Origin of the sequence: Tahibacter aquaticus, from assembly GCF_004363655.1 — a bacterium.
GTDB classification, from domain to species: domain Bacteria; phylum Pseudomonadota; class Gammaproteobacteria; order Xanthomonadales; family Rhodanobacteraceae; genus Tahibacter; species Tahibacter aquaticus.
In genome coordinates this window covers 1-26979 of the sequence record NZ_SNZH01000021.1, presented here as the reverse complement: position 1 = coordinate 26979, position 26979 = coordinate 1, and the positions used below count along the sequence as shown (strand labels likewise).

Genomic DNA, 26979 nt, shown 5'->3' with positions numbered 1-26979 from the left:
GTGCGCGGCCTCACTGAAACCACCTCAATCCAAAATGAATCGATGCCCAGACGTGCAATGCGAGCAGAACGTAGAACACGAGCGAGGTCCCGATGTGCAGCACTAGCCAGCGACTAGAAAGGCGCTTGACGCGTTCATGAGAGCGGATCGAGTATTCAAGCTCGGCTATCGAGCTGGCTATTCCGGCTGCGTCACCCGGAGCGCGCTCTGAGCCCGAGGTGGAAATCTTCGGAGCGATTGCGGAACGCATTCGTGCGAATGAAAAGGGACTATCAGGTATGACCGGCGCGATTGGCGATTCTGGTTTGCGCGCGAGTTCATCCACGGCCGCGTTGTAAGCCGTTTCAAGCTGCACCAGAAGACTCTGTTTTTCACGAAGCTCAACTGATACGCGTCCGAGCAAATGCCCACCTACGTAACCACTCAGCACCGAGAACAACATGCTGCTCGTCAAGGCGATGCCGAGGTTGCTTTCAAACCGATGCCCCGTATGCAGCAAAACCAGGATCGCCCCGAGCGCTCCGGTATACACATGCACGCTGAGAAGTTGTTGCATGGACAGATATTTACTGAACGCTTGCCTTAACGCGGGGAACCGCTTGACCGCCGAATAGAAAACCGAAAACACAACGATGAGGCTGGCACCGGAAACGGCGAGTACGCCGCCCGTCAAACTGCCCGGAAAACGCGGCGAGCGATGAACGATGAAGCCCGCCCACAAGACAAGCAGAAGCACGATCAGCGTGCTCAGCGCGGTCCGTTGGCGTGTCATGACTGCGGCTCTCCCATGCCTCTATGCGTCGACACTGACGTCGCCGCGGGTCTTCGCCTGGCAGGCGAGAATGATGTTGTTCTCCTTGTCAGCCGCATCGAGCGAGTCCTGAACCTCCATCGTGACGCTCCCGCTCAGCAGCTTGACCTTGCACACGCCGCACGTGCCGACGCGGCAGGAGTAGTCGATATTGACGCCGACGTCTTCGGATACTTCCAATAGGGTCTTGCTGGGCGGGAACAGCGCCGTTCGCTTGGAACGAGCAAATGTCGCGACCGCGACGCCGGCGGTCTCTGCGCCTTCGACGGGAGTGGTAGTCGGCTGGGATTGCTCCGACCCCGTGACACCTTCGGCAAGGGTTGGGGGCGTCGCCGGACGTTCCTTTCCGATGAAGATTTCCGTCTTGATCTGCTCGAGGGGCACGCCCAATTCGATCAGCACTGGCTTCAGTGCGTCCATCATCGGTTTCGGACCGCACAAGTGCACTCGGCGAATCTCAATGTGTGGAACGGCCTGGCTGAGCAGTTCCTTCGTGATGTTTCCCCGGGCGTAAGGCCAATCGGCAGAAGCCACGTCGATCGCGGTGATGGCGAGATGCAGGTTGGGATGTCGGCGCTGCAGGTACTCCAGCTCCTCGCGATAGATCACATCTTTTTCTCCACGACAACCAAAGATGAAAAAAATGTCGCTCGGCCAGGAACGATCCGTCAGGTAGCGCACAACACTCATCATCGGCGTGATGCCAACGCCGCCGGAGATGAGCACAATGCTGTTGGCGCCATCGCCGACAAAGGTAAAGTTTCCAGACGGCCCGGTCGTTTGCAGCGTGTCACCGACACGCACGCTGTGCAGGAATCCGGAGACCGTCCCGTGCTCCTCGCGTTTGACGGTTACCTCGACATAGTCGCGGCGCGTGGGTGAAGAGGCGATCGTGTAGGAGCGCTTCACCATCTGGTCGTTGGGCTTGACGGTGAAGGTGACAAACTGCCCCGGCAGGTGGCGAAATGGCAGGCTGCCTCCCGAGGGATCGGTGAGGCGCAACGTCACGACATTCGGGCTTTCCTCGAAGATCTGGACTACTCGCAGCAGCCCCGTCCACGCGTTGGATTTCGACGGCGCATCTTCCGGTAGGAGCGACGGGGGTATGCTCTGCGCGGCCGGCGTGAGCGTCCTCTCCGGCAACACCGCGCCCGGTTGTGGTGTGAGGCGGGCTGCGAGTGCCTGAGCCCGTTGCATCTTCTTCAGGTTGATCCAGATCATGGTGGCGGCAAATGCCAACAGAAGGAACATTGTGAAGTAGTGAAAGCCGGACAGTCCGAAAATTCCGTGCGGCCGCTGCATATCGGCACTCGGCAACAGACTCATATTTTGCTTGAACCAATCCAGGGCCACTGCCCGTGGCGGTTTGCCTTCGGAGATTGCCTGGAGCGAGGAGATTCCCGTGTCGAATTGCACGACGCCTTGGCGCATAAGCGCGGTGGCCTCCCGCATGGCCGGAAGATCTTGCTCTGACGAGGGCGCGCTGAGCTTCTCCAGGCCCGATGACATCAGCGCGGTGCCCGATTTCATGCGCTCGCGAGCCAGCCGTTCAAATTGCTGTCGCTTGTCGGGTGTGAATGCTTCGACCTCCATGAGTGAGGGGTAGAGTTCCTTGCGCGGTGGCGCCCCCATCTGACGCATCATGTCGTCCATCATTCCGGCGCCCCCCGTGGCAGCGGGACCAGGCATAGTTCCGCCAGTCGCTGGAGTGGCGGCCGGAATGCCGGCAGCGGGAGCGGGAGCGGGATGATGGCTCGCGTGCTCGTCGGGTGTTTGGCCCGCGACCGACACCGAGAACAACACCCCCGCCAACAGGACGGCGGTGAACTGGCAGTGCGTTGCGGCTGTCGGAACATCAAATTTCATCGTGCAACCACCTAGTCGATGTTCAGGTCCTAAGCGGCTGAAGGACAGTCGGAGCCGAGCTCTGTGAATCGCCGCACCATGGAGTGTCGGTCCGCGCCATTGAACAGGTGAATCACCGATACGACTCGGATTGTCTGCGCGGAACCTGGGTACTACGCAAACCTAACCGCCACTGCTTAGCAGCCCGCAGAATTGCGTGCGCGTTAGAGGTGATCTGCGAGCTGCGACGATGACGACCGCCGCGGCGTTTGAGAGCTGATACGCCGGTTGAATACAGCCGTTCCACGAAATCGATCGCCCCTGCCTCGCTCCAGCCGCGCTACTGACGTTCCAGCTCCACCACGTCATTGGTTCGTGGACTACCCGTGAGGACTTCGGCACTCGCATAGTGTTCATCAAGCACTGTCGTTACTCGAACTTTTCCGATCGACTCACGCCGGAAATTGATGGCGCCGGACTTCGGCTGTGGCGCCTGGGCAACATTTCTGATAACGGCGAGCTCTTGGCCAACCTGGGCGCCGTCACGCGAGCCGACGCACACAACCAGGGAATTGCCATCCACCGACAATACTTGGCCCTGCATGAAGTACCGATGGTACGTAGGGCTGGAGGCGCAGCCGGCTACCAGCTGCACGGTGAGTGCGGCGCCCAGTACCAGGCACAATCTCGCACGACGCGTCGATGTCAGAATACCTTGCTGCGTGGTTTCAACTTCCAAATGCGTGTTCATGGCAAGACCTTCCTTCGACAGCAAATTGGGTATCTGTGTACCCGGGACCTACATGGCTTGACTGCACCGCGCGCGAGCGGCACAGAATCGTCCCACGGTTTGCGCGTACTGACACCGCGAGGAGAGCGCGAACGATGAATCACACATCCAACGTGGAGGCGACTGGGACCTGTCAATGAGATGGGCATACGCTCAACCCCTACAAGGTTCAAGTACTGCGAGTCGAATCTGCATCAGGTTCGACGGTGTGCATTTGATCTGCATCAACCAAACCCAATTATGATTCCCTTCTCCGCTTGCGCTGCGATCCGACGCTGCCCCCACAGCTCCCTCGGGATGGCGCGCATTCCGGTTGCCCGCACTTCGTGCTCTCTACGGCGAACGGATTCTCCCGTGTCGCGGAGGAACCGCTATTGCCTGCGGCGGGGACGCCGTAGATAGAGCCGTCGCTGATTCTAGCGGAATGGCCGACCGCATTCCGACCGCATTCATCGCATGCCGGACTTGGCTTATCCGTTCGTAGATCACTTTGCGTAATCGGTTCATCACGCCGAGCGGTTTGTGCGCCGGCAGCGCGTGCCAGGGGTTGAATGACAACGCCTCGCAAAAGGCGTTCTGTTCGGGGGTATCAAACGTCTGTCGAGGAATGCGAATCGACGCAACGGGATAAGACGGAGCATCGGATTCATCCCACTCCGTCATGACGTCTTCCACGCCCATGCGCGGTGAGGTTCGCGGTTGCACCAAAAACTCCATGCACGCATCGCCCGTTTCGAGGCTTGCGCGCAACGCACCACGCAAATAGTCGTTGCCCGGCTTCTTCGGGATCGGGTCCAAGGTCGCTGCACAGGAACGGACGGAGTACTTGACGGCTTGCCGGTCGTCGCCCACACCGAGCTGATAGGGCACGGTGGACCAGTAACGTGTTTGCAGCGGATTGGAAATGGTCTTGCTGGCGGTCTTGCGGGCGATCATGAGACCGCGAAAACCCAAGTCGAAAGGAATGCGCAGTGTCGCGAATACTCCGCCACTGCTGCCGTCCCGGATCAGTGAAAGATACCGGTTCGGATCGTTGGCAAAAAACACCGGGTGGCTGATCAGAATGAAGTCCTGCGTTGTCGCTTGATCAACGGCATCGAGCAGTTTCTTTCCCGGCACGTCGAGCAGCTTGATCGCCATGCCACGCGCATCGCCTTTGATGTCAGCGCGTGTCGCGTCCTTGTTGCCGTTCGAAAACCGGATCCATGCCGAGTACGTGGTTCCGGGAATGAAAACGCCGTGGACCAACGACTTCGGTAATGAGGCCGCGACGGCAAATTCCGCTTTGACGCAACCATGGGCTTTGGGGTGCGCGTCGCGTCGCGCACTACCGGGCGCGTAGTCGCGACGTATCGTATCTTCGATCGCGAGGCTGATCTGCTCGGCCATGCTCGACTCGTTAGGAAACAGCACCTCGCCCAGCGTCGCGTCCGCGGTTGGGTATGCCGACGCATCTGGCGTCTGTGCAGATGTTTCTGGAATCGCCACGGCGGCGCAGTGGCCGATGGTCATGATCCCTGCGATCCCACCGGATAATCGAGCGCATAGCAATGAGGCGATGGTAAGCATGCATAAAATCCTTTTTCGTCACGTTCCTGGGCTTCACTCACCGATCCGCGTCGTGCGGACCACCGAGCGTTGCGTGGTCCTCGCGACGAGTCGCGAGGAGCCATCAAATGCGGCACTGCGTGTTACATTTCCGTTCAAGGATCGGCGCCTTGCGATGACACGATGCCCGCGCACAACTGACGGATTTCCGGATCGACAGTTGCCGTTTGCTCTCACATTAAAATGCCCCTTGCGTGGTCGGGAATCTGCGACCGCAAGAATTGTCGACCGTCGCCTGGTCGACAATGCCAAACCAGAAGCCCTTCACCACGGCAGCCGACACGCCGAGAATGATTCGATGGCTTCCGGCTGTTACGAGTGCCGAAGTCTTTACGGCTGGTGTTATACGCAACGAAAGAACTCTTCATGGACACGTCGGCCATTCCGGTCACGCCCAGCGTCGCGGCGTGATCGGTCATGTCATTTTTGGCGCCCTGCTTCTGCCTTGTCCACACCGCAGGTGCTGGTGTGACAGTAGGCGGTCGCTGAAAGCCTCTGGGCCTCTACCATGGCCCCGATATTTCATTGTGGATAAACATGGTATGCGGCATCGTTGCGGTGTGAGGGCGATAGACGTCGCTGCATGCGATATGCCACGATGTCATCGCGTTCGTGTTCGTCGCGCGATTTCGTCGACTAGCAGACCGGCGGGCCGGAAAAATGGCGTCATTCTTGACCTGACTCGGCGCACACCCGGCGAGCAGAATCTTGACTCTGGAACCAGCTCCAACGTTTGCTTTGGGCGCGCCCCATGCAGTCTGTCGATGCAGGTGGGCGCTAGCGGGCGCAATGCACGAACGCCGAGGGTCGGCTACACCGCTCGACGGGACGCTAATGCCCGGGAACGAACTCACCTTGGAATCCAGTCGATGGGGATCGCGTTGCCCGCAATCGCTGCACGCGCCGTACCGACTGACATCTGATTCAAGACACTGACCAAGCCGTCAGCTCCATGCACTCCTGGAACTGTCGCGCCCTGTTTTTCATCGACCAGCAGCTCGCATCCACGTGCCATTGATTCCCGCAGGAGGCTCATTTGAAACGCTAATCTTATGTTTTACCGTTGTTGCTTTTGGTAATTCCGTTGCATCCGCGCAGGCAGCCCTACCGGACCGCAGTCGTGATGGCCTCGTCAAAAATGTCGACAGCAGCGCGCTGGAATTGTGCCTTCACTACGCGCCCCCACCCGCGGTTGGTGACGTGCTCGCGATCGTGCGGGACTGAACGCACTTCTCCAGGGGAATGCCGGCGTCATCACGCTATGCCACGGTCGCGCACGCCCAGCTTATGGGGCAACGAAACTGCCGTGCGTCAATGCTGACATGCTGGACTGCAAGGCAAATTGTTATGACCGCGCTCGGCCCGCCAGCGACCCATCCGAATCGCACCGTTCGTGAGACGGGCATCTCCCCCGACGCACCGAGGGGGGTGACGCGTCGCGGGCGCCGGCGGCCCGGGCACGCCCAGCATTTGGCATCAACGTCGGTCGCCGCATTCGCTACCATTGGCGATCGTGCCTCCGAAACCATCGCGCGGTGTCGCGCCTAAAGGAATGTTGTGCTCTCTCATCGCCTGATTCGACTATGGCATTCCCGGCTGGCCTGGCTGATTGGCGTTCAATTCGTGCTGTGGATGCTATCCGGCCTCTACATGAGCACGGCACCCATCGACTGGATTCATGGCGACCACTGGGTTTGGCCCGATGCGCGGGTAGTGCTGCCCACGGCCGTGGTCTCCTCCGCTCACCTCCAACAGCAATTTCCCGACAGTATGCGATTTACGCTGAAGACCTTGTTCGGGCAAACGGTCTACGAGGTGCATCGCCCCAACGCGATCGTGTTGGTTGACGGGGTTTCCGGCGTTACGCGCCCGCCGCTGGATGCGACCGCGGTGCGCACCCTGGCACAGGCGCGCTTTGCCCACCCGCGCGCCATCCGATCGATCGATTGGCTCGACAAAGCACCGGGTGAGGTCAGCGGCCGTCCCGCTCCGTTGTGGCGCGTCAGGTTTGACGGCGCCTCCGCGCCGACGCTGTACTACTCGCCGTTCACGGGCGAACTGCTGGCAAAACGCTTCGCTGGCTGGCGCGTCTTCGACGCGTTGTGGATGTTGCATATTATGGATTATGCAACACGTAGCAACGTTAACAATTGGCTACTGCGAATTGCTGCCGGCATCGCCCTGGCCTTTGTTCTGAGCGGTGCCGCACTTCTCGCGGTGTCGCGGCGCCGGCCGCGCACGGTCCCCTCGGTTCGGTTGCCCCGACGTCCTTTGCGCACGCGCATTCATCGGGTGGCGGGATGGGCGATCGGGGCGCAGCTGCTCGTCTGGGTGGGTAGCGGATTGACGATGAGCCTGTTGGATCATTCGGTGGTTGAAGGGCATACGTACGCTCGGCCGCCGGCCCCCGCCGCTGCCATCGACTATTCGTCGCTGCTGGCGCCCAGCGTGATCGCTGCGCATCATGCCGGCCAAGCCCGCAGCGTTGCTTTTCAAACGGCGGTGGATGGCCCGGTCTATGTGGTCACGACACCATCCGGTGCGTACCGCTACAACGCGCACACCGGCGTGCCGCAACCCGTCACGGCCGCCGTCGCACACTCAGCCGTGGCAGCCGACTACGCAGGTCCTGGTCGCCTCCAAACGCCGGAGTGGCTCGCCGCCGCGGATTTGGAAACGCGCGGTCATGAAGGTGGGTTCTGGCGCGTTCGAATCGACGACGATTTACGGACGACGATTTACGTATCGGCGCAAACCGGTAGCATCGTCGAGCGACGCAATCGCGTGTGGAGGCTCTTTGACATCGCCTGGATGCTGCATATCATGGACTATCGTGCGCGCGAGAACTTCAACCATCCGCTGCTCATCGCCGTCGCGTTTGGGGGCACGTGCCTGTCGGTATCCGGGTTACTTCTGCTGTGGCGGCGATGGCGCGCACCCCGGCAGCGACGAGTGACGGCCTAGGCCACGGACAAGCGTACAAACTGCAAAAGTCCCGTTATCCGCTCATGAGCGGATTGGACGGTATCGCGGGGACTGTGCGGATCCGCACGGGAGCCACCCGTTTTCCAGCGTGTACACGCGTGCAAAGGATGCGTTGTTCTAAGCCCTCGCAACACTTCGATTCCTGCTTGCAGGCGGTGTTTCTTACCTGATCCGTAACAAAGGTACACCTACCTTTGTTCCCTATGAGACGGACTTCGGCGTCCCCGCGGGAGCCACGGGGCTGACCGAAATCGCACCACATTCTGGAGCTGGATCAAGAGTTTTGATTGCGGATCATCTGACGGGAATTCATTGAACGTTCGGGAATCGCAGCGTAGAAGCGAGGTGAAAAGATGTGGTCTGGTTAGATTCGTCACACCGCCTCCCCGTAATCTCCGCTGGTGCAGGAATTTTCGCCATGAAACTATCCATCGTCTTGCTGCTCGCGTCCTTGATGATCGTGTTCGGTTCGATGGCGCGCGGACAGCACCGCACCGATCACGGCTACTCCCCACAGCACTACTCCCCGCAAAGTTATCGCGACCAGGGATATTACGGCTCGACGCATTCGTCCGGCCACGGCGCTCGCGTCGGCAACCGCCATGGGTCAGGCCGAGCCGACAATCACGGACGACGCAGTGGTTACGGGTACACCGCGGCGTACGGACACGGCTATCGAGGTGCGTCCATTGACCTGCACCTCGATACGTCTCGGTCGCGTGGGCACCGCAATCGTCGTGATGCCTATCTAAACCGGTTCGATCATTGAAGGAGGCGCTCGACATGACCGCACGGTGCCGCAACTTCTCGCGTGTTATTGGCCGATCCTTGGTTGGTTGGCTCTTCAGTGGAATTGGCGCCATGGGTGTCATGGCGCACGACGTCGAACCGCCGCGCGCGAAACCCTCTGACTCGATGGCCGCACGTTCCTCGGCCGCCTCGCGACCCAGCGAGGAGGGTCGGTTGATCTCGATCGTGGTGCTGCTGAAGGTTCCGCGGGAATTGGGCGAGCGAGATGTGGCGGAAGCGGCCGCGCAGATTGGTGGACACGGCGGTCTCAACAACGACCCAGCGCCGGTGGTATCCATGCCGCCGTACTTCCGGGTTCGCTTGCCCTCGGGGTCGTACGTCGTCAATGACATCGACGAACCCTACTTACCGGCGAACGACCCGAGCATTGCCTCCATCTCCGATGGGCGATTGCGCGACGCGGTGGCGGGTCACCGGGCATGGATGTCGGTCGATTGGGCCGCCAACAAAGAGCCGAACGATCTGCGACAGGCTTATGGGGACATCGGCAAATTGATCGTCGCCTTGGCCGGGCCCAACGCGGTGGCTCTCTACAGTCCGGACCTTGGCCAATTTGGTGCGTACAACGAACGCGTCCTGTCGTCGCTCGCGAGTGACGACCCGCTCGTCGTGTTCGACACGTCGGTCAACGATGTTGGCGTGGTGTCGATCCGAGATGACGATCAAAAATTGGTTGTGGCGAGCACGCAGGCGCGCGATCAATGGACGCGCTTCGTCGATGCGTTTGAGCATCGCCGTGGCACGCAGTTTGCGGTGAAGGGGCGCCTCGTTGAAGGGCAGCTTGTTGAACATATGTGGTTGTCCGTGACGGCGTTGGATCGCGATCAAGTCCACGGCACGCTCGACAACGTCCCGACGGCACTCCCATCGTTCAAACGCGGTCAAGACCTGCACATCCGTCGGGAGGATGTCGATGATTGGCTGTACCTCGATGCAGAGCGCCAGCCCGTCGGTGGATTTACTCTGCCAGTGCTTGAAGAGGCGGTGGATCGCGGCGCGCAATGAATGGTTCGGTTCGGACGCCATGCGAGAAAATGCGCACGGGTGCCGGGCTCAATGGTGGTCGCCACCGGCGCTGGCGGACGGCGATTTCGGCCTGGGAACTTCCGGTGGCCCTCGCCTTGCGCGAGCCACCACACCCGCCTTGCATTGCGGCCTGCCGACCCCGCCGCGCAATCGTCGAGCTGACACCGACTCGCGATTCGACGAAAACCGGTCATGCCCATCGCGCCTGACAGCACCGCTCTAAAACCGGACACGCCTTCGCCGCACCGTGGTACGGTGAGTTCAAGGCGGGCGCGGGTTGAGCGAGATTTTTCGGCCGGGCCGGGCAGCTGCCGCCCACCACCTGCCAGTCGATTCACGTCATTGCCGCCGATCCGCGCCGCCGTGAATCTCAACGCGTTTTGCCCAAGCGCAACGCGTTGGTGACCACGGAGACGGAACTCAAACTCATCGCCAGGGCCGCGATCATCGGACTCAAGAGCCAGCCGAAGACGGGATAGAACAGGCCGGCCGCTATCGGCACGCCGAGGGCATTGTACAAAAACGCAAAACCGAGGTTTTGTTTCATGTTGCGCACCGCCTCGTTGGAAATCGCCCGCGCTTCCAAAATGCGGCCCAGGTCGCCCTTGACCAGCGTGACGGCGGCGCTCGACATGGCCACGTCGGTACCCGTTCCCATCGCGATGCCGACGTCGGCGGCGGCGAGTGCGGGAGCGTCGTTTACGCCATCGCCCGCCATCGCCACCCGCCGGCCTTGTGCCTTCAACCGTTCGACCAGCGCGACTTTTTCGGCCGGTTTGATCTCTCCGTACACCTCATCGATCGCCAACGTTTTGGCCACCGCCTGAGCCGTCGCCACGGCGTCACCGGACGCCATGACGATGCGCAGTCCTGCTTCGCGCAATGCGGAAAGGGCGGCGGGTGTCGATGCCTTGATCGGATCGGCGACGGCGACGGCGCCGGCGAGCTGGCGGTCGACCGCAAGGAACATCACCGTCGCGCCCTGCGCTCGCAGCGCATCCGCGCGGTCACCCAAGGCAGACATGTCAGCGCCGACGTGCGCCATGAGGGCGCCATTGCCCAAGGCCAGCGCGCGATCATTTACACGTCCCACGACGCCCTGGCCCGTAACGGAGGAAAAATCCAATGCCGAGGCGAGGGTGAGGGAACGTTGTTTGGCTTCCGCCAGGATCGCCGATGCGAGCGGGTGCTCACTGCCCTGCTCCAGGCTCGCCGCAAACTGCACGACCTGGTTTGCAGTGAAGCCTGGCACGACCAGCACGTCGCGGAACGTGGGGCGCCCTTCGGTCAGGGTCCCGGTCTTGTCGACGATGAGCGTATCAATGGTGCGTAGCCGTTCGATTGCTTCCGCGTCACGAAACAGCACGCCCGCCTGCGCGGCGCGCCCGGTGGCGACCATGATCGACATCGGCGTCGCCAAACCCAGCGCGCACGGACACGCGATGATCAGCACCGAGACGGCGTTCAACACGGCATAAGTCCAGGAGGGCTCGGGACCGAAAAATCCCCAGCCGAAAAAGGTCGCTAGCGCAGCGGCCAACACCGCCAAGACAAACCAATACGCGACCTTGTCGGCCATGCGCTGCATCGGGGCTCGCGAGCGCTGCGCTTGCGCAACGAGCTGGACGATCTGCGCAAGCACGGTCGCCGATCCGACTTGGTCGGCGCGAATAACCAAGCTTCCGGTCCCGTTTAGCGTGGCGCCGATGACCCGCGCGTCGACCGTTTTTTCGATTGGCAGGGACTCCCCGGTCAGCATCGACTCATCGACGCTTGAGCGGCCATCGAGCACGGTCCCATCCGCGGGGATTTTTTCGCCGGGCCGCACGCGCAGGCGATCGCCCGGATGGACCTGCTCGAGCGCGACATCGTCCTCGCTGCCATCGGAATTTATGCGACGGGCAGTCTTCGGCGCCAAGCGCAGGAGTGCCTTGATCGCGGCCGATGTGGCCGAGCGCGCTCGCAGTTCCAACAATTGCCCCAGCAAGGTGAGCGATACGATGACGGCCGCGGCTTCGAAATACACCCCGACCCGCCCGTGCTCCCGGAAGGAATGGGGAAAAAGTCCCGGCGCCACCGTCGCGACCACGCTGTAGCCGTACGCGGCGCCTACGCCGATACCGATCAACGTCCACATGTTGGGGCTGCGACGGCGGATGGACGCGATGCAGCGCTCAAAGAACGGCCAGCCCGCCCACACCACCACGGGCGTGGCCAAGACGAGTTCCAGGCCCGTGCGCAGCTCGGTCGACAACCCCGTCAGGCGATGACCGAGCATTGCCAGGCCCAGCACGACGAGCGTCAGCGGCAGCGTCCAGGTGAAGCGCCGACGGAAGTCGGTGAGCTCCGGCAATTCGCTGTCGTCCTCGCTGGGCATGACCGGTTCGAGCGCCATACCACAAATGGGGCAGGCGCCTGGGCTCTCCTGGACGATCTGCGGGTGCATCGGACAGGTGTAGGTCGTGCCCGGCGGTGCCCGAGACGCGTCAGGGATGCCCTGGGTGGACAGATAGCGCGCCGGATCGGCCACGAATTTGGTACGGCAGCCGGCTGAGCAGAAGTGATAGTCGTGCCCCGCGTGGTGCGCGTGGTGGGGCGAGTCCGCGGAGACCGCCATGCCGCAGACCGGATCGCGGTCGGCCGCCGCCGTGGCGCCCGCGGCGGGGTCATTGGCATGGCCGGGATGATGCCCGCCGTGGGGGCCGGCCGCCGACGCTGCGGCGGTGCCCGGCGCGGAGGCCGGGGGCGATGGCGTGGATGGCGCGTGACAGCATGCGGGTTTCTCAGATGGAGCGGTCATGGCAGGTCCTCCTGCGATAAGGCATTGAGTATCGGACAGGCGTCTGCCCGGCCGTGGCCGGGGCACGCGGTGATGAGGGTTTGCAATCCGGTGCGCATGCGGGTCAGCTCGGCGATGCGCTGATCGACGTCGGCAAGTTTGTCGATGGCAGCGCGTTTGACCTGGGCGACGTCGGCGTTGTCGCTCAAGGCCAGCAGCGTTCGAATGTCCTCGAGCGAAAAGCCCAGGGATTTGGCGCGCCGGATGAAATGCAGGCGCTTGAGTTCGGTCTGCGTGTAGTGCCGGTAGCCCGAGGCTGAGCGCTGCGCGGGCGCCAGCAGGTGGCCGCGTTCGTAGTAGCGAACGGTATCAATGGCCACGCCAGCCCGCCGGGCCAATTCGCCAATAGTGAAGCTCGTCATGGTCTGCTCCGATGACGCATCGATCGCGTGAGCCGACAGTGTGCAGTCTGGACCCTAGTCCAGAGTCAAGCCCCTATCCGCGGACGCCGGAGCTCATGTTAATTGGCGCGTCCAGGGCACGCTCTAGACCGGCGGCCAAGCACCGCCGTGGTGCGCTTTGCTCGGCGCGGAGCGCTACTTGAAACTTGTGGCACCGGCGCGCAGTCTATGCGCCGTCCTCATCCTCCGCGGAGAGCGCGTGCTTCGCACCGCCACCCACTTTCTTCTTGCGATCGTGTTGTGCCTGAACGGGTTTCTCATGCCCGTGGCGATGGCACAGCACCACGTCGCGGCGGAGAAGGCGCGTGCGGCGGTCGCCGATGCGCCGTGCCATGGCGATGCCGCGGCACGTGACGGGGCGAGGGACGGTGCGTCCGGGCATACCCAGCACGGGGAAAAAGCCCCCGCATCGAAGCACAGCACCCCGTCGTGCTGCACTCACGGCCAATGCGCCTGCGGGTGCCTGATGTCGGCCGGCGCCGCGCCGCTGGCTGGTGTGACCGTGCCGCCGCACCGTGACGTGAAGGGCCGGGATTTCTCCTGCGCACACCTGACCGCCGCGCGGTACACGGTGCCCTTGCGACCTCCGATCGCCTAAGCGTTGGCTAGCAGCCCGACCGGGCTGCCGATGTGGTGCGCGCGTCGCACCGTCACTTTTTTCGCATGCGCGCGATGCCGTCCGGCGCCGTGGCGCGTGCCTGCCAACGAGTCGAAATGATGGAACGAATGGTGTTGCGGCTGCCGCTGGCGGCCGCGTTGACGATCCTTGCCGGTTGCGTGGGGGTGTCGCGGCGCGAGGGCGCCGATCGCGTCCAGATGCTGTTGAACGAACGCGTACCCGCCGCCGTGCAGTGGCGCGTCGACCCCGAGGGGACGGTGGCCATCGATGCGCGCGTGGCCGAACTCACGGCCGCCCCGATCACGCCGGTCACGGCCTTTCAGGTGGCACAGCTGCGCCACCCGCGCATGGCGGCGCAGTACGCGCGATTGGGGTTGGCGCAAGCCGACGTGGTCGAGGCCAGCCGTATTGGCAATCCGACCTTCAGCGGTTCGGCGCTCAAGGACGGCGGCCCGTCAAAGATCACGACGGGACTGACTGCACCGCTGGCGGATTTGCTGCTGCTGCCCGCCCGGCGTCGCTTGGCCGCCGGCGAGTACGAGCGCGCTCAGCAGGCGATTGCGGCGGATCTGGTGAACCTGGCTTCCGAGGTGGAAGTGCAGTGGTATGAGGCCGCCGGCGCCGAGCAGGTGGCGCAGATGCGCGAAGCCGTCGCCACGGCCGCCGCGACCTCCGCCGAACTCGCCCAGCGCTTCTTCGATGCGGGCAACGTCAGTGCGCTGGAGCTCAAGCTCGAGCAGGCGGCGGCGAGCCAGGCGCGGATCGCCGCGCTGTCGGCACGGGCGAACGCCACGCGCGAGCGGCTCGCGCTCAATACGCAGATGGGCTTGTCCGGTGCGCAGGCCGCCCACTGGCAGATGGACGTGCCGCTGGCGGTTCCGGTGCCAGCCGAGGACGGTCTGGAAACGCTGCAGTCCCTGGCCCGCGAACAGCGGCTGGATCTCGCCGCGGCGCGGCGTGAGGTGGAGTTGCTCGGCGACGCACTGGGCCTGGCGCGGCGCTGGCGTCTGCTGGGATCAGTCGATGTCGGCGTGGAGCGCGAGAAGGAAACGGACGGTTCGAAACTGACGGGCCCGACCTTGTCCTTGGCGATACCGCTATTCAACCAGGGTCAGGCGGCGATTGCGCGTGCGCAGGCGCAGTGGGAGCTGGCCAAGAGCGCGCTGGCCCAGCTCGAACTGGAGATCGACAACGACGTGCGGCTGGGGGTGGAGCGGGTCAGTGCCCAGCGCACCATCGTCGAGCAGTACCGGTCCGCGCTTGTTCCCCAGCGCGAAGCCGTCGTCGTGCGCCAGGTCGAGCGACTCAACTACATGCTGATCGGCGCGTTCGAGCTACTGCTGGCTAAGCAACAGGAATACGACGCCTACCAGGGCTATCTCGAAGCGGTGCGCGACTACTGGGTGGCACGGGTGGAATTGGCGCGCGCGATCGGGACGCGTCTGCCCAGCGCAGCGAGCGTGAGCGAACGCACGATCGGGGTCGAGACGATCCTGTCGCCGCCCGCCCCCGCTGGGGCTGGCCACGGCGGCCACAGCGGCCATGGCGCGGCGATGCCCGGGATGAATCATGGTGGCCACGACATGTCGTCGATGAAACCCGGTTCGACGCCCCCACCCGAAAGCCCTGCGCACGATGCCGGCATGCCCGGCATGGATCACAGCGGTCATGACATGTCGTCGATGAAACCCGCAGCGCCCCCCGCCAAAGCCGACAAACCCACGAAAGCGCCACGCGGTGCGAACGACGCTCGGAAAAAGCCGGCGTCACCGCCAGCGACGGGCCGTTCAACCGACGAGGACAGCATGCCGGGCATGGACCACAGCAAGGACGCCACCCCGCCGGCGCCGGCGCGTGAGGACGGACAGCGTCTGTTGTCGATGCCCAGCATCCCTGCCCGCGCCCAGTCCGCGGTACCCGCCGCACCGCGGCGTGCCCTCACCGTTTCACCCCTGGTTCTTTCCTTCGGAGATCACTCATGAATACGACTTCCCTGCGTCTGGCCATGGCCCTGGCTGGCCTGACGATCGCCCTGAACGTGTCGGCGCACGACCCCAAAGAGCACGAAAAAGAAGCGGCCGCGGCCAACGCCAAGCCCGACTGCGCGAAGATGAAAACGATGGACATGTCCAAAATGGACCCGAACGATGCGGTCATGAAGGCCATGATGGCCAAGTGTGCCAAGGCCGACACCGCCGGCGGCGCGCACGATCATGGCGACGGGCACGCGCCGGCCAAGGACGCCGCGAAGGATCCGAAGAAGGACGACAAGAACGTGCCGGCCGCGACCGACGATCACGGGGGGCACTGATGACCTCACGACGCGAACTGCTGCAATGGATGGGCGTCGGCGTCGCGGGCTTGGTGGCCGGCGCCGTGACGCCGGCCCGGGCGCAGCACCCCGCCGGCCACGGGCCAGCGGCGGTGCCCAGCCCGAGCGATCCCGCCCCGCCGCGGACAGGGGAAGGCTATCGGCCTATACGCACGCTCAACGGCTGGACGCTGCCCTTTCGCATGAACGGCGGCGCCAAGGAATTCCACCTGGTGGCCGAAGAGATCGAGCACGAATTCGCGCCGGGCTCGCGGGCGATTTGCTGGGGTTACAACGGCACGACGCCGGGACCGACGATCGAAGCGGTCGAAGGCGATCGCGTGCGGCTGTTCGTGACGAACCGGCTGAAGGAGCCGACCTCGGTGCACTGGCACGGCATCGACCTGCCCAACGGGTTCGACGGCGTGGCCGGCCTCAACCAGCCGCACATCCTCCCCGGCGAGACCTTCGTCTACGAATACACGCTCAAGCAGCACGGCACGCACATGTACCACCCGCATGCCGATGAAATGACGCAGATGGCGTTCGGCATGATGGGCTTGTTCATCATCCATCCGCGCGCCGGCGAAGAAACGCCGATCGACCGCGACTACGCCTTCCTGCTGCACAACTGGGCGTTGCACCCGGGCACGTATCGGCCCGACCCGAGCATCATGCAGGACTTCGATCTGTGGACCTTCAATTCGAAGGTGTTTCCCGCAATCGAGCCGCTGGTGATGCGCACGGGTGAGCGTCTACGCATCCGCATTGGCAATTTATCCATGTGGAATCATCCCATCCATATGCACAGCAACCCGTTCTGGGTCACCGGTTCGGACGCGGGACGCTGGCCGCGATCGCAGTGGCGGCGTGAGGTCACCGAGATCATCGGCGTCGGGCAGATGCGCGATGTTGAATTCGTGGCGACCGAACCGGGCGACTGGGCCCTGCACTGCCACATGGCCCATCACACGATGGGACCGATGGGTCACGGCATCCCGAACCCGACCGGCGTCGATCAGCGTGGCGTGGAAGCACAAATTCGTCAGCTGCTGCCCGGCTACATGGCAATGGGTGAAAACGGCATGTCCGAGCATTCCGAGCACGTGGCGATGGGCCTGACGGGCCCGGAGAACACCTTGCCGATGATGGCCGGGCAAGGCCAGTTTGGCCCGATCGAAATGGGCGGCATGTTCACCGTGGTCAAGGTGCGCGACGACCTGGCGGCTGGGGATTTTCGCGATCCCGGTCCGTACCGCTATCCGAAGAACGGAGTCGCGCGCCGCGTCAGCACCGATGCCGACTTCGGCCAGCCCCATCGGCGCATGCCGTACGGGCCCGCGAAAGGGAGGCGACCGGCCCCGGCGTCCGAGCCGATGCCGGCGATGGATCACTCGCAACACGGCAAGTCCACAGGAGGCTAGCGCATGAAAACGCTCAAGGTGATTCTCGTGCTCGGGCTCATTGGCGGGTTGGGCGCACTGGGATTTTTGTACTCGGGGCTGTACCCGATCGGCGCGGACACGCCGCACAACGCCCTGACCTACTGGGGCCTGGAAACGCTGCGCGAACGTTCGATTGCCCGCGCCAGCGCCGACCTGAAAGTACCGCCGTTGGACGACCCGGCGATGCTGTTGGCCGGCGGTGCCGATTACAACGACATGTGCGCGACCTGCCATCTGAAGCCCGGCAAGGCGACGTCCGATCTGGCGCAGGGTCTGTACCCGGCACCGCCCAATCTGTCCAAGCCCGCGTCCCAGCAAGCGCCGTTGACCAAGAACCTCGCCGAGGGCGCGGCCGCACGGCAATTCTGGATCATCAAGCACGGCATCAAGGCCTCCGCGATGCCCGCCTGGGGGCCCACCCATGATGATGCGCGCATCTGGGCGATGGTGGGATTCCTGCAGAAGCTGCCGACCTTGACCCCGGATCAGTACCAGATCCTGACCGCCCGCGAGGGTGGCGAGGCAATGGATCACGAGGGCATGGATCACGCCGGCATGGACAGCAGGGCGTCGGCCGGCATGGCGAGCGCGCAAGTGGCGAGTCACACGATGCCCGACGCCAGCGATCCGACGGCCGTGGTGGAGCAGTTCCAGAAAGCCGTGTCGTCGGGCGATACCGCTGCCGCGGCGGATCTGCTGGACCCCGAAGTCAAGATCTTCGAGAGCGGCGGTATCGAGCGGTCCAAGGCGGAATACGCCTCGCACCACCTGGCGAGCGATGCAGCGTTCCTGAAGACGGCGACCGTGGCCCTGCAATCGCGCACGGGCGACGCCGTGGGCGATCTGGCCTGGGTCGGCAGCGAATCGCGCATCACCGCTCAGGCGAAGAGCAAGCCCGTGGATCTCATCAGCACCGAAACCATGGTGCTCAAGAAGACGCCGCTGGGCTGGCGCATTGTGCACATCCATTGGTCGTCCCGACCCAACAAGACCTCGTGAGGTGGAAATGAACATGCTCTTGCGATGGGCAGGCGCGCTCAGCCTGCTCATGCTGTTCTTCGCCGGCCCCGCGTCGGCGCAATCGCCGGCATCGGCATTGTCCGCCGGCAGCGATCACGTGCTCGTGCACAAGAGCCCGACCTGCGGCTGCTGCGTGCAATGGGTGGAACACCTGCGCGCGAGCGGGTTCACAGTCGAGGTGCGCGACGAGGCCAATGTCACACCGACCAAGCGCCGGCTGGGCGTGCCTCCCGCGATGGCGTCGTGCCATACCGCCGAAGTCGGCGGGTATTTCGTGGAAGGCCATGTGCCGGCCGCGGATATCCGGCGACTGCTGACGCAGCGGCCCGCGGTCCGCGGACTCGCCGTCCCCGGCATGCCGGCAGGATCGCCTGGCATGGAATTGCCGGACGGCCGCGTGACGCCCTACACCGTGCACCAGATCGACGGCGAGGGCACCGTCAGCGACTTCGTACAACACGGTCAATGAGACGGCCGATGGCCCTGGCGAGGGCGTTCCGACTGTCGACGATGCCGGCGGATCGATCCCCACGGCCCGGAGGTGCGCGTCGATGACGCGCCGCACCGACCCTCGCTCGAGCGCGATGACGCAGCGATCTCCCGTGAGGCGTCGTCCCCTCGCTCTCCCGGTGCTCGCGGGGGTCGGTGCGGCGGGGCTGGTGGTGCTGGCCGCGCTCCTGGTGCTCGCACGCGGGATGCCGGTGCGCAGCGAGATCACCGTGTTCCGGCGTCCCGGCTGCGTGTGTTGTCTGGCCTGGGTCGCGCGCCTGCGCGAGGCGGGATTTCGCGTCGCCGTGCAGGACGAGCCGCACCTGGATGCGGTGCGGTTGCGCCTGGGTGTTCCGGAAAACAAAGCCAGTTGCCATACCGCGTTGACGCGCGAGGGCTACGTGATCGAGGGCCACGTGCCCCCGCAGGACGTGCGGCGCTGGCTGCAGGAACGCCCGCCCCTGCGGCCTGGCCGTCGCGGGCATGCCGGCCGGTTCGCCCGGCATGGAAAGTCCCCATCCTCAAGCGTACGACGTATGGGCCCTGCCGCGGGACGGCGAGGCCACGGTGTATGCCCACCACCCCGCCACGGCGTCGGTCCGATGAAGCACGGTCATGGCACACCGGACGTGGTCGACGTGGCGCGGATCCCGCGGGAGGCGTTGTGCTGCGTTTTTTGAATCCCTCCCCGGATACCGCCTCGGCCCGCGCGGTGGAGGCGTGCCTGCGGTGTTACAGCACCTGTATGAGCGCGGGGCTTTTGCCCTACCGCGGCGTGAGCGAAGCATGGCTCGACGATGAGGTGCGCCAGCTCCTCATCGTCACGGCCGAGCTGTGCAAGGTGACCGCCAAATACCTGCGAACCGGCAATTCCCAGGCGGGTGCCCTGTGCGCCGTCTGCGCCGACTTGTGCAGCGAGTGCGCCGACGCGTGCGACGCGCGCGGCGGGTTGACCGAGTGCGCCCGGGATTGTCGCCTCTGCACGAGCCGTTCGCGCGACGTCGCGCGAATGTAGTGCAACGCGCCCGCCGTTGCGCGCTCGGCTTGACGGGTACGCGTCATGCCACTACGGCGATGGCTCGTCCAACGATGCGCAGGCGATGACCGCGCTGGGCGAGGCCGGAACTCGCTAGTTTCGCTGCTGCTGGCGCTGGGCGAACCCGATCACGATGCCGATGACGACAATGGATCCGGCCAGCGGCAGCCGAATCAGCATTAATGCGATGAAGTGAACAAAGGAAAAGTTTTCCATAGCCGCGCAGTGAGCACTGCTCGGGGCCGAACGTCAAAATGTGCCCTCGCGAACCGCGGAATGCTAGCGAATCCCCTCGGCCAACCGCGGCTGCGGGGCCTTTGCAAAAACGGTGTATCGCGTCGTACCGGTCAGCGCGGGTTGGTCTCCAACCGGTGATGGATCGCGGTTGCGGCGATGGCCGCATGGGCCATGCCGACGGTCATCTGGTTCAAGGCCTTGACCAGATCCCCGCCGCGTAGAGCCCGGCCACGGACGTGGACTGATGGGCGTCCACGAAAAGTTCACCCTGCGCATCACACAGGGCGCCGAGCGCCGTGGCGAGGTGCGACCGGCCGGTGCACCCGACGAGCGGATAGAGCGTGTCGAAATCCACCACCGCGCCGTCGGGGAACTGCACCAGGATCGCATACGGTGTGTTGCGGACGGCGGCGATCGGCTGTTCGATGACCAGCACGTCGAGGGCTTGCAAGCGATGTCGGTCGGTGGCGGTGAGCGCCCCGTCGCCCGGTGCGAGAATCAGCGTCAGATCGCGCGTATACGTGCGCAGAAAGGCCGCATGACCGAGCGCGCTCCCGGCCGGTGCGATGAGACCCACGCGCCGATCGCGGACCTCGTAGGCATCGCAGATCGGGCACCAGCGCACGAGACCGTCGAGCGTCATCGCATGCCATCGCGATGGCGCCGCGCCCGACGGCAGCCGGTCGGCCACGCCGGTGGCGAGCAGCACCGACGTGGCTCGCCGGTGTTCCTCGTCGATCGTGGCGATGAAACCGCCGCGATCGATCGCGAGCGCGTCGACCGTGGCCTGCTCGATCGGCACGCCGACGTGGGCGGCTTGCCGGCGAAGCCGCAGCAGGAGCGCTTCGCCGGAGATGCCTTCGGGGAACCCGGGCAGGTTGTGCGAGACCGGGATGCGGGCGGCGCGGCTGTCTCCCGCATCGATGACCGTACACGAGCGCCCGAACCGCGCCAGGTAGAGGGCCGCTGTTAGCCCCGCAGGCCCACCGCCAACGATCAGGCAATCGAGCACGACACGACTCCGGGCAAGCGATTCATCGGCTCGCCGGATCGGCATCGACCCGCCAGATTGCATCGCCCACGTCGTCGGCGACCAGCAGCGCGCCGTCGTGGGTCAGTTCTACGCCGACAGGCCGGCCGCGTGCGTTGCCGTGGGCATCGACAAACCCATCCAGCACGACCTGCGGTGGTGCGCCGCTTGGGCGGCCCTGGGTAAAGGGCACGAAGATAACCTGGTAGCCGACGGGCGGCTTGCGGTTCCAGGAACCATGCTGGCCGATAAACGCTCCAGCGCCGTAGCGGCCGGCGAGCGCGCCCGGCGTCGAGAACGCTAGCCCGAGCGAGGCGGTGTGTGCGCCCAGCGCATAGTCGGGCACACGCGCGGTGACCACCTCGCCGGCGGCAGGCGCAGGGACGCGGTCGTCCACGTGATCGCCGAAGTAGCGATACGGCCAGCCGTAGAACGCGTGCTCGACCACTTGCGTCAGGTAGTCGGGAACGAGATCGTTGCCGCGTTCATCGCGTTCGTTGACGACGACCCACAGGGCGCCGGTTGCAGGCTCCCAATCCAGTCCGACGGGATTGCGCAGACCACTGGCAAACACGCGGCTCGTGCGCTGGTGTGGATCAATCTCGAGCACGGCGGCGCGGTTGATTTCCTTGTCCATGCCGCCTTCGGCGACGTTGCTGTTGGAGCCCACGCCCACATAGAGGCGGGAGCCGTCGGCGCTGGCGAGGAGGCTCTTGGTCCAGTGGTGATTCAACGGCCCCGGCCCGTGCGGCAGCGGCACGACGAGCTGCGGTGCGCTCGCGGCGGTGAGATCGCCGTCATGGTAGGGCACGCGCACCAGCGCGTTCGCGTTGGCGATGTACAGCGTATCGCCGACGAGCGCCATGCCGAACGGCGAAAACAACCCCTCGGCGAAGACATGACGAGTCTCGGCCACGCCGTCGCCGTCCGCATCGCGCAGCAGCGTGAGGCGGTTGGGGCTCGGAAGGCCCGCGCCAGCGCGCTTCATCACGGCTTTCATGACCGCGCCCTTGATGCCTTTGGTGGCGCGTGAGTCCGGCGGTGCATCGCTCTGCGCCACGAGCACGTCGCCGTTGGGCAGCACCAGCAGCCAGCGCGGGTGGTCCAGGCCCCGCGCGAAGGCGCGCACGCGCAGTCCGTCGGTCGCGACCGGCGTTTGGTCCGGTCCCCAGCCGGTAGCCGGCGCGATATCGATGACGGGGATGAGCGAGCGAAACGGCGGCGGCAAGGTCGGGTCAGGCCCGGTGGATTCTGAGAGCGGACGTGCCGTGTGGCCGCAGGCCACGAGGCTCGCTACCGCGAGCATCGCTACGCCCGCCCGCCACCACGCCGCCGAGCGGGAGCATCCGTGGCGCACATCGCGCTGGCCCTCGCCTACCGGCGTCATTGCCGTTGCCGCTCGGCAGCCAGCAGGGCCTCCATCTGCAGGATTTCCGCGCGCTGGGAGCGCTGGATTTCTCCGCACAGCGCGCGGATTTCTGACGAAGCGATCGTCGCCTCTTCGCACATGAGGATCGCGCCGGCATGGTGCGGAATCATCGAGCGCAGGAATTGCGTATCGCCGATGCCCCACTGGTAACGCACCCCAAACCAGCTGACGCCCACGATGATCAGCGCGACGGCCAGGAAGAGGCCGTTGAGTTTGGCATTCGGATACATCGCGCCCATGAAGGCCAGCTCGATGAGCACCATGGCGCCGGCCATCAGCGCGGCCATGTAGACCTGGTTGAGGTTACTCAGGACGTGGGCAAAACGGTCGACCATGACGTACATCAGGCCAAACATCACGACGAAGGACACGACGATCATCGCGGCAAAGCGCGGATAGTGATTCATCGCGCTCCCCTGACCGTCGCCGGCGTGCGTTGCCGTGTTGGAGGAAGCCGCGTGCGCGGCGTGCGGAGGTTTCATCGGGGCGCTCCTTGCGAGGGATAAGGAAAAACCCGCGCAGCGGGCCACGGGTAGTGATGAATTGCAGAGCGCGTACCAGAAGCCCTGGTCCGTCGCCGGCGAACCGCGTCTATGTCCGTCGCACGCAGCCGGCAGCGGCAAGCGCTTCAAGCGCCACGTAATTCATGGCGCTAAAAACCCGCGAAAAATCTGGAGTTGGAGTCAGCTCTAGGGCGGGTGAATACGCGCGATGGCGAGCAACGTCCCGCAGTTTGCACGGTGGCGCAGCGAACACGCCGCAGAGTGCGCGGCCGCCGGCGGCGTACCGATCTGGAACGTCGTGGGGCGCTAGGAACTCAGCGGGATGCCAGAGACTGTCTGATGCGAGGAGAGGGACCAGTGTGGTCCGGTCAACGCAGGCGCGCATTGCCGTGACATTCACACCGAGCGTCGATACTCGGCCACACGCCGCCGGTTCGGATCGTGTGATGCAGGCTCATTGGACCCACCGGTACTGGCGTCCCCTGTCACCAAAGGAGATACCCCGATGTCGATGTTACGGAAAACCCTCGCGCTCGGAACCGCCGTCGCGCTGCTGGCGGTCACCGCCACGGCCACTTCGCACGAGGACGCGGCCAAGGCCGGCAAAGGCGGCTCGGCGCAACTGCACGAAATTATGATGAACGGCATGCCGTCGATGACGATGAGCGGCGATGTGGACAAGGACTTCGCGACGATGATGATCGCTCACCACCGTCAGGCCATCGCGATGGCCGAGGTGGAAATCCGCGATGGCCATAACCCCGAACTGCAGGCGATGGCGAAGAAAATGAACGAGCAGCAGAAGCGCGAAATCGCGGATCTGGAGCGCTTGGCCAAGGAGCACTGAGTCACCCCAGCGGCCGCCGGCGCGCTCGTGCCGGCCGCCGCCCGGCGAGGACGCCGTCCCGCGTGCGTGGGCATGCGGTCGGTGGGTAAACTGGCGCCCGCCCCGGCCGAGACTGCCCGCCGATGACCGAGACCCTGCCGGCCGATGTCACCGACGCCGAGGCCCTGAGCGCCTTGATTGGCCGCTGGCGGGAGGATCCGGGCGGCACCTACCGCACCTGGTTTTTGTGGGAAGAGCGGCTCAAGAATTTTCGGGCGATCCGGCGCGGCCTGCAGGCCGTGGTCAGCGAAATCGCCGAGGGTTCGTTTGGCTGCGCCTACCGCGGCTCGTCGCTGGAAACCGTGGTCGGTTCGATCGCCGAACAGCGGCAGATCTTCAAGGGCGCCGATCACGCGTTCCTGTGGAAGCCGAAGCTGCGCATTCCGGACATCTACGAGGATGCCGAGCACCAGCGCGCGTTCGGGCGGTTCCTGGACACGTGCCTGTGCTGCACGGGCGAGGCCGCGATCCTCGAAGCGATCCATGCCTTGGACCGCCGGCGCATCAAGGGGTTGGGGCCGGCGGCGGCGAACCTGCTGTACTTCCTGCACCCGACCCACGTGCCGCCGTTCAATACGGCGATCGTCAACGGCTACAACGCCGTGACCGGGGCTCGGGTCAAGCTGGGCCGGTGGGAGGAGTACTTGGCCATGCGCCGCGGCATGCTCGCGCTCATAGCGCGGCATCGGACGCAGTTTTCCAACGATTTCGGGGCAGTCGCGGGCTTGCTGTTTGACGTCGGCAGCGGCCGCTATCCGGCCCCGCCGCGTGCAGGCGACACCGCGGCGCTGGCGCGCTGGTCGCACGACCTTGCGGTCGTGCGCGAGGAGAGTACGGCCAGCCGCAAGGCGCTGGCGCTCGCCCGCGATGGCGATCACACCCACACGCAGATCCAGGCCTGGCTGCGCGATCTGGGCAAGGCGCTGGGCTACGCCGTGTGGATCGCGAGCAACGATCGCGGCCGTCTCTTTGCCGACGCCCCGCTGGGCGAGGGCTGCCTGACGCAGTTGCCTCCGCCGCTGGCCGCGCATGCCGCGGCCGACACGTTTGGCCTGATCGATGTGCTGTGGCTGGAGGCCGCCAGCGGACGCGTGGCGGCGGCCTTCGAAGTGGAACATTCCACGAGTATCTATTCGGGCATCGTGCGTATGCTCGATCTCGCGCTCGGCGTGCCCGAGCACGCGGACGGTGCGTACTTTCTGGTTGCGCCCGACGCGCGCGAGGCCGATGTGCGTGCGCAGTTCGCGCGACCGGCCTTCAGCCGGGCGACCGATCTTAACCTGCACTACTTGCCTTACAGTGAACTCACCGCGCACCGCGATGCCATCGGCCGGTTCGGCACGGGCGTGAAGGGCGTGCTGGCCATCGCGCGCGCGCTGCGCTAACTGACCCCGGCAGGGAGAAGCACGGCATGAATGCCCTGGATGCGTTCGAGGCACGCGTCATCAAAGCCCTGCCCCGGCTGTTCCGGGAATTTGGCATGGCGCGCATCTATAGCGAAACCGTCGATCTGGCGCTGGAGGTCGCCGACCGGCTGCGCTTGAATTCGATGCCGCACGATCACGTCGTCTCGGCGCGGGTGGATTTGTCCCGGCGCTACGCGTTCGTGCAGGCGGTTAAAATCGAGGAGGCCGGCTTCACCGTCGAGCCGGACGGTGTGTCGGGCGCAGCGCTGGTGACAGAGACCGACACCTTCACGCTGGAATTGGAGACGGCCGAGCCCCGGCGGCACGACGCGCAGGTGGTGCTCTCGGGCGTGCTGCGCGGCGGCACGGATCTGGAAGCCGAGCTGCTGCGCTGCATCGCCCGGCTGCGTATTCTCGGATTGCAAAAGAAGCACCTGCCGGCAGAGTTTTACAAGGAAACCGCGGTCGAAGCGCGCGCCTTCGCCACCGACGGCCGCACGAAGCAGGCCTTGTTCGCCTACGTGACCGCGATCGACAGCCTGATCAATCACGCCCTGCGCGACCTGACGATGTACGAGGAACTGCGCGAGCCGGTCAGCCGGCTGAAATTGATGGACAAATTCCACTTGATGCTCAAGCGTGCCGTGCAGCGCGACGTCCTGCGCGACGAGCCGCTGGTCAGTCGCCTGGCGAGCACGCTCGAGGCGTTGCTTGAGCAGCGCAATCGCATCGCTCACAGCATCGCCCGCACCCAGGCCACCCGCCAACAGGTGCGCCAGGCCGTGTTCGTGTTACTCACGCTCATGATGATCGGCGCGCAGGGCAGTGTCGCTGTGCCTACGCTCACCGCCGCGTACACACTCATGCCCGCACGCACACCGCGCACGCCGTCGCGCTAAGACGCTTCGCGTTGCGGTATCGGCGGAGCGTGGCCTGCAGGGATCGGCGACGATGGCTACGGGACCGCCGCCGCTCCGGCGCCGTCAGCGTTGCTCGTCGCGCCCGTGATCGTCGTCGTGATCGCCCTGTCCGATTGGCCAGTCCGCGCGGTTGTCGTGGTGATCCAGCGCAAACGCCTGCCGCTGCAGTGGCTGATCATGGTGGTCGAACGCAACGCAACGAACGCGTAAGGATTCACCGCCATGCACGTTGATCGACCGCATTTCGCTGGGCCGCACCCGCACCACGGGCTTGCCGTTGCAGCTCACCCCGACGGTCTCACCCAACCCGTTTTGCACGTCCACGTAATATTCGTAATGGTGATGATCCTGTGCGATGGCGGCGTTCGTCGTCAGCAGCCACAGCACCCACCCCAGACCTGCAACCCGTATTCCCATGACAGTCCCCTTTTGAACAATTGAACCGCCCCGGGAACCCCGGAGACTCGTTGGTGTGAGTCACGCCGCCATGGCGAGCTCACGGATTTGCTGGTAGTAGGCCGCCTCAGCTTCTG

At 64.6% G+C, this 26979-nt stretch carries 25 protein-coding genes; 14 read left to right on the top strand and 11 right to left on the bottom strand.

Features of this window, described 5'->3' with window-relative positions; translation table 11 throughout:
- Positions 1–10 precede the first annotated feature (10 nt).
- The 4 genes from DFR29_RS25415 to DFR29_RS25400 form a co-directional block, all read right to left on the bottom strand.
- Entirely contained in the window at positions 11–772 is a 762-nt protein-coding gene (locus DFR29_RS25415; protein ID WP_133821457.1) for a hypothetical protein, read from the bottom strand.
- Positions 773–793: 21 nt separating this feature from the next.
- Positions 794–2677: a 2Fe-2S iron-sulfur cluster-binding protein gene (locus tag DFR29_RS25410; protein WP_133821456.1), complete on the bottom strand. Its 1884-nt coding sequence runs from the start codon at positions 2675–2677 to the stop codon at positions 794–796.
- A gap of 319 nt (positions 2678–2996) precedes the next feature.
- Positions 2997–3407 (bottom strand): hypothetical protein, encoded by a 411-nt coding sequence (locus DFR29_RS25405; protein ID WP_133821455.1) that lies wholly within the window; start codon positions 3405–3407, stop codon positions 2997–2999.
- Positions 3408–3779: 372 nt separating this feature from the next.
- A complete protein-coding gene (locus tag DFR29_RS25400; RefSeq protein ID WP_133821454.1) occupies positions 3780–5015 on the bottom strand; it encodes a catalase family protein in 1236 nt (411 codons plus the stop codon).
- A 1596-nt stretch (positions 5016–6611) separates the two neighbouring features.
- On the opposite strand from DFR29_RS25400, the gene DFR29_RS25395 reads away from it, so the two are divergent.
- From DFR29_RS25395 to DFR29_RS25385, 3 genes are all read left to right on the top strand, one after another.
- Entirely contained in the window at positions 6612–8018 is a 1407-nt protein-coding gene (locus DFR29_RS25395; RefSeq protein ID WP_133821453.1) for a PepSY domain-containing protein, read from the top strand.
- Between the two features lie 439 nt (positions 8019–8457).
- Positions 8458–8808, top strand: a complete 351-nt coding sequence (locus tag DFR29_RS25390) for a hypothetical protein (protein WP_133821452.1) — start codon at positions 8458–8460, stop codon at positions 8806–8808.
- Between the two features lie 92 nt (positions 8809–8900).
- On the top strand, positions 8901–9854 hold the full coding sequence (locus tag DFR29_RS25385; RefSeq protein ID WP_208113722.1) for a DUF2314 domain-containing protein: 954 nt from the start codon (positions 8901–8903) through the stop codon (positions 9852–9854).
- Between the two features lie 391 nt (positions 9855–10245).
- Here DFR29_RS25385 and DFR29_RS25380 read toward each other — a convergent pair whose 3' ends face one another.
- Positions 10246–12492 carry a heavy metal translocating P-type ATPase gene (locus DFR29_RS25380; RefSeq protein ID WP_243746183.1) on the bottom strand — a complete coding sequence of 749 codons (2247 nt, stop codon included), beginning with the start codon at positions 12490–12492 and terminating at the stop codon, positions 10246–10248.
- Positions 12493–12671: 179 nt separating this feature from the next.
- A complete protein-coding gene (locus DFR29_RS25375; protein WP_133821449.1) occupies positions 12672–13076 on the bottom strand; it encodes a heavy metal-responsive transcriptional regulator in 405 nt (134 codons plus the stop codon).
- Positions 13077–13314: 238 nt separating this feature from the next.
- Here DFR29_RS25375 and DFR29_RS25370 point away from each other — a divergent pair, with 238 nt between their 5' ends.
- The 8 genes from DFR29_RS25370 to DFR29_RS25335 all read left to right on the top strand — a co-directional run bounded on the left by DFR29_RS25370 (position 13315) and on the right by DFR29_RS25335 (position 20014).
- Entirely contained in the window at positions 13315–13713 is a 399-nt protein-coding gene (locus DFR29_RS25370; RefSeq protein ID WP_133821448.1) for a CopL family metal-binding regulatory protein, read from the top strand.
- Between the two features lie 116 nt (positions 13714–13829).
- Positions 13830–15716 carry a TolC family protein gene (locus DFR29_RS25365; protein ID WP_166654333.1) on the top strand — a complete coding sequence of 629 codons (1887 nt, stop codon included), beginning with the start codon at positions 13830–13832 and terminating at the stop codon, positions 15714–15716.
- Complete coding sequence (locus DFR29_RS25360; RefSeq protein ID WP_133821446.1) at positions 15713–16045, top strand: hypothetical protein; 333 nt, start codon at positions 15713–15715, stop codon at positions 16043–16045. The genes DFR29_RS25365 and DFR29_RS25360 overlap by 4 nt, the downstream gene beginning before the upstream one ends.
- Positions 16045–17469 carry a multicopper oxidase family protein gene (locus DFR29_RS25355; protein WP_208113721.1) on the top strand — a complete coding sequence of 475 codons (1425 nt, stop codon included), beginning with the start codon at positions 16045–16047 and terminating at the stop codon, positions 17467–17469. The genes DFR29_RS25360 and DFR29_RS25355 overlap by 1 nt, the downstream gene beginning before the upstream one ends.
- A gap of 3 nt (positions 17470–17472) precedes the next feature.
- The gene (locus tag DFR29_RS25350) at positions 17473–18489 is read left to right on the top strand and encodes a c-type cytochrome (protein WP_133821445.1); all 1017 of its coding nucleotides are present in this window, start codon (positions 17473–17475) and stop codon (positions 18487–18489) included.
- A 7-nt stretch (positions 18490–18496) separates the two neighbouring features.
- On the top strand, positions 18497–18979 hold the full coding sequence (locus tag DFR29_RS25345; protein WP_243746182.1) for a DUF411 domain-containing protein: 483 nt from the start codon (positions 18497–18499) through the stop codon (positions 18977–18979).
- Between the two features lie 82 nt (positions 18980–19061).
- Positions 19062–19679 carry a DUF411 domain-containing protein gene (locus tag DFR29_RS25340; RefSeq protein ID WP_243746178.1) on the top strand — a complete coding sequence of 206 codons (618 nt, stop codon included), beginning with the start codon at positions 19062–19064 and terminating at the stop codon, positions 19677–19679.
- A complete protein-coding gene (locus tag DFR29_RS25335) occupies positions 19664–20014 on the top strand; it encodes a four-helix bundle copper-binding protein (RefSeq protein ID WP_133821444.1) in 351 nt (116 codons plus the stop codon). The genes DFR29_RS25340 and DFR29_RS25335 overlap by 16 nt, the downstream gene beginning before the upstream one ends.
- Before the next feature lie 114 nt (positions 20015–20128).
- Here the strand turns inward: DFR29_RS25335 and DFR29_RS30370 are convergent, their stop codons facing one another.
- The 4 genes from DFR29_RS30370 to DFR29_RS25320 form a co-directional block, all read right to left on the bottom strand.
- A complete protein-coding gene (locus tag DFR29_RS30370; protein ID WP_279571539.1) occupies positions 20129–20251 on the bottom strand; it encodes a hypothetical protein in 123 nt (40 codons plus the stop codon).
- A gap of 211 nt (positions 20252–20462) precedes the next feature.
- Positions 20463–21284 (bottom strand): NAD(P)/FAD-dependent oxidoreductase, encoded by an 822-nt coding sequence (locus tag DFR29_RS25330; protein ID WP_166654332.1) that lies wholly within the window; start codon positions 21282–21284, stop codon positions 20463–20465.
- 22 nt (positions 21285–21306) lie between these two features.
- A complete protein-coding gene (locus DFR29_RS25325; RefSeq protein WP_243746181.1) occupies positions 21307–22608 on the bottom strand; it encodes a PQQ-dependent sugar dehydrogenase in 1302 nt (433 codons plus the stop codon).
- A 77-nt stretch (positions 22609–22685) separates the two neighbouring features.
- Positions 22686–23213 carry a DUF305 domain-containing protein gene (locus tag DFR29_RS25320; RefSeq protein ID WP_208113720.1) on the bottom strand — a complete coding sequence of 176 codons (528 nt, stop codon included), beginning with the start codon at positions 23211–23213 and terminating at the stop codon, positions 22686–22688.
- A 526-nt stretch (positions 23214–23739) separates the two neighbouring features.
- Between DFR29_RS25320 and DFR29_RS25315 the strand changes: the two genes are divergently transcribed.
- The 3 genes from DFR29_RS25315 to DFR29_RS25305 all read left to right on the top strand — a co-directional run bounded on the left by DFR29_RS25315 (position 23740) and on the right by DFR29_RS25305 (position 26425).
- A complete protein-coding gene (locus DFR29_RS25315) occupies positions 23740–24081 on the top strand; it encodes a DUF305 domain-containing protein (protein ID WP_133821441.1) in 342 nt (113 codons plus the stop codon).
- A gap of 122 nt (positions 24082–24203) precedes the next feature.
- Complete coding sequence (locus DFR29_RS25310; RefSeq protein WP_133821440.1) at positions 24204–25505, top strand: type II restriction endonuclease; 1302 nt, start codon at positions 24204–24206, stop codon at positions 25503–25505.
- 26 nt (positions 25506–25531) lie between these two features.
- Entirely contained in the window at positions 25532–26425 is an 894-nt protein-coding gene (locus DFR29_RS25305; protein WP_133821439.1) for a hypothetical protein, read from the top strand.
- Between the two features lie 84 nt (positions 26426–26509).
- Here the strand turns inward: DFR29_RS25305 and DFR29_RS25300 are convergent, their stop codons facing one another.
- Positions 26510–26863: a hypothetical protein gene (locus tag DFR29_RS25300; RefSeq protein ID WP_133821438.1), complete on the bottom strand. Its 354-nt coding sequence runs from the start codon at positions 26861–26863 to the stop codon at positions 26510–26512.
- Between the last annotated feature and the right edge of the window lie 116 nt (positions 26864–26979).

Bases quoted from the DNA above. Each gene is read 5' to 3' on its own strand.
- DFR29_RS25415 (WP_133821457.1), bottom strand. From the start codon at position 772: ATGACACGCCAACGGACCGCGCTGAGCACGCTGATCGTGCTTCTGCTT.
- DFR29_RS25410 (WP_133821456.1), bottom strand. From the start codon at position 2,677: ATGAAATTTGATGTTCCGACAGCCGCAACGCACTGCCAGTTCACCGCC.
- DFR29_RS25405 (WP_133821455.1), bottom strand. From the start codon at position 3,407: ATGAACACGCATTTGGAAGTTGAAACCACGCAGCAAGGTATTCTGACA.
- DFR29_RS25400 (WP_133821454.1), bottom strand. From the start codon at position 5,015: ATGCTTACCATCGCCTCATTGCTATGCGCTCGATTATCCGGTGGGATC.
- DFR29_RS25390 (WP_133821452.1), top strand. From the start codon at position 8,458: ATGAAACTATCCATCGTCTTGCTGCTCGCGTCCTTGATGATCGTGTTC.
- DFR29_RS25385 (WP_208113722.1), top strand. From the start codon at position 8,901: ATGGGTGTCATGGCGCACGACGTCGAACCGCCGCGCGCGAAACCCTCT.
- DFR29_RS25380 (WP_243746183.1), bottom strand. From the start codon at position 12,492: ATGGCGGTCTCCGCGGACTCGCCCCACCACGCGCACCACGCGGGGCAC.
- DFR29_RS25375 (WP_133821449.1), bottom strand. From the start codon at position 13,076: ATGACGAGCTTCACTATTGGCGAATTGGCCCGGCGGGCTGGCGTGGCC.
- DFR29_RS25365 (WP_166654333.1), top strand. From the start codon at position 13,830: ATGATGGAACGAATGGTGTTGCGGCTGCCGCTGGCGGCCGCGTTGACG.
- DFR29_RS25360 (WP_133821446.1), top strand. From the start codon at position 15,713: ATGAATACGACTTCCCTGCGTCTGGCCATGGCCCTGGCTGGCCTGACG.
- DFR29_RS25355 (WP_208113721.1), top strand. From the start codon at position 16,045: ATGACCTCACGACGCGAACTGCTGCAATGGATGGGCGTCGGCGTCGCG.
- DFR29_RS25350 (WP_133821445.1), top strand. From the start codon at position 17,473: ATGAAAACGCTCAAGGTGATTCTCGTGCTCGGGCTCATTGGCGGGTTG.
- DFR29_RS25345 (WP_243746182.1), top strand. From the start codon at position 18,497: ATGAACATGCTCTTGCGATGGGCAGGCGCGCTCAGCCTGCTCATGCTG.
- DFR29_RS25340 (WP_243746178.1), top strand. From the start codon at position 19,062: ATGACGCGCCGCACCGACCCTCGCTCGAGCGCGATGACGCAGCGATCT.
- DFR29_RS30370 (WP_279571539.1), bottom strand. From the start codon at position 20,251: ATGGAAAACTTTTCCTTTGTTCACTTCATCGCATTAATGCTGATTCGG.
- DFR29_RS25325 (WP_243746181.1), bottom strand. From the start codon at position 22,608: ATGCTCGCGGTAGCGAGCCTCGTGGCCTGCGGCCACACGGCACGTCCG.
- DFR29_RS25320 (WP_208113720.1), bottom strand. From the start codon at position 23,213: ATGAAACCTCCGCACGCCGCGCACGCGGCTTCCTCCAACACGGCAACG.
- DFR29_RS25315 (WP_133821441.1), top strand. From the start codon at position 23,740: ATGTCGATGTTACGGAAAACCCTCGCGCTCGGAACCGCCGTCGCGCTG.
- DFR29_RS25310 (WP_133821440.1), top strand. From the start codon at position 24,204: ATGACCGAGACCCTGCCGGCCGATGTCACCGACGCCGAGGCCCTGAGC.
- DFR29_RS25305 (WP_133821439.1), top strand. From the start codon at position 25,532: ATGAATGCCCTGGATGCGTTCGAGGCACGCGTCATCAAAGCCCTGCCC.
- DFR29_RS25300 (WP_133821438.1), bottom strand. From the start codon at position 26,863: ATGGGAATACGGGTTGCAGGTCTGGGGTGGGTGCTGTGGCTGCTGACG.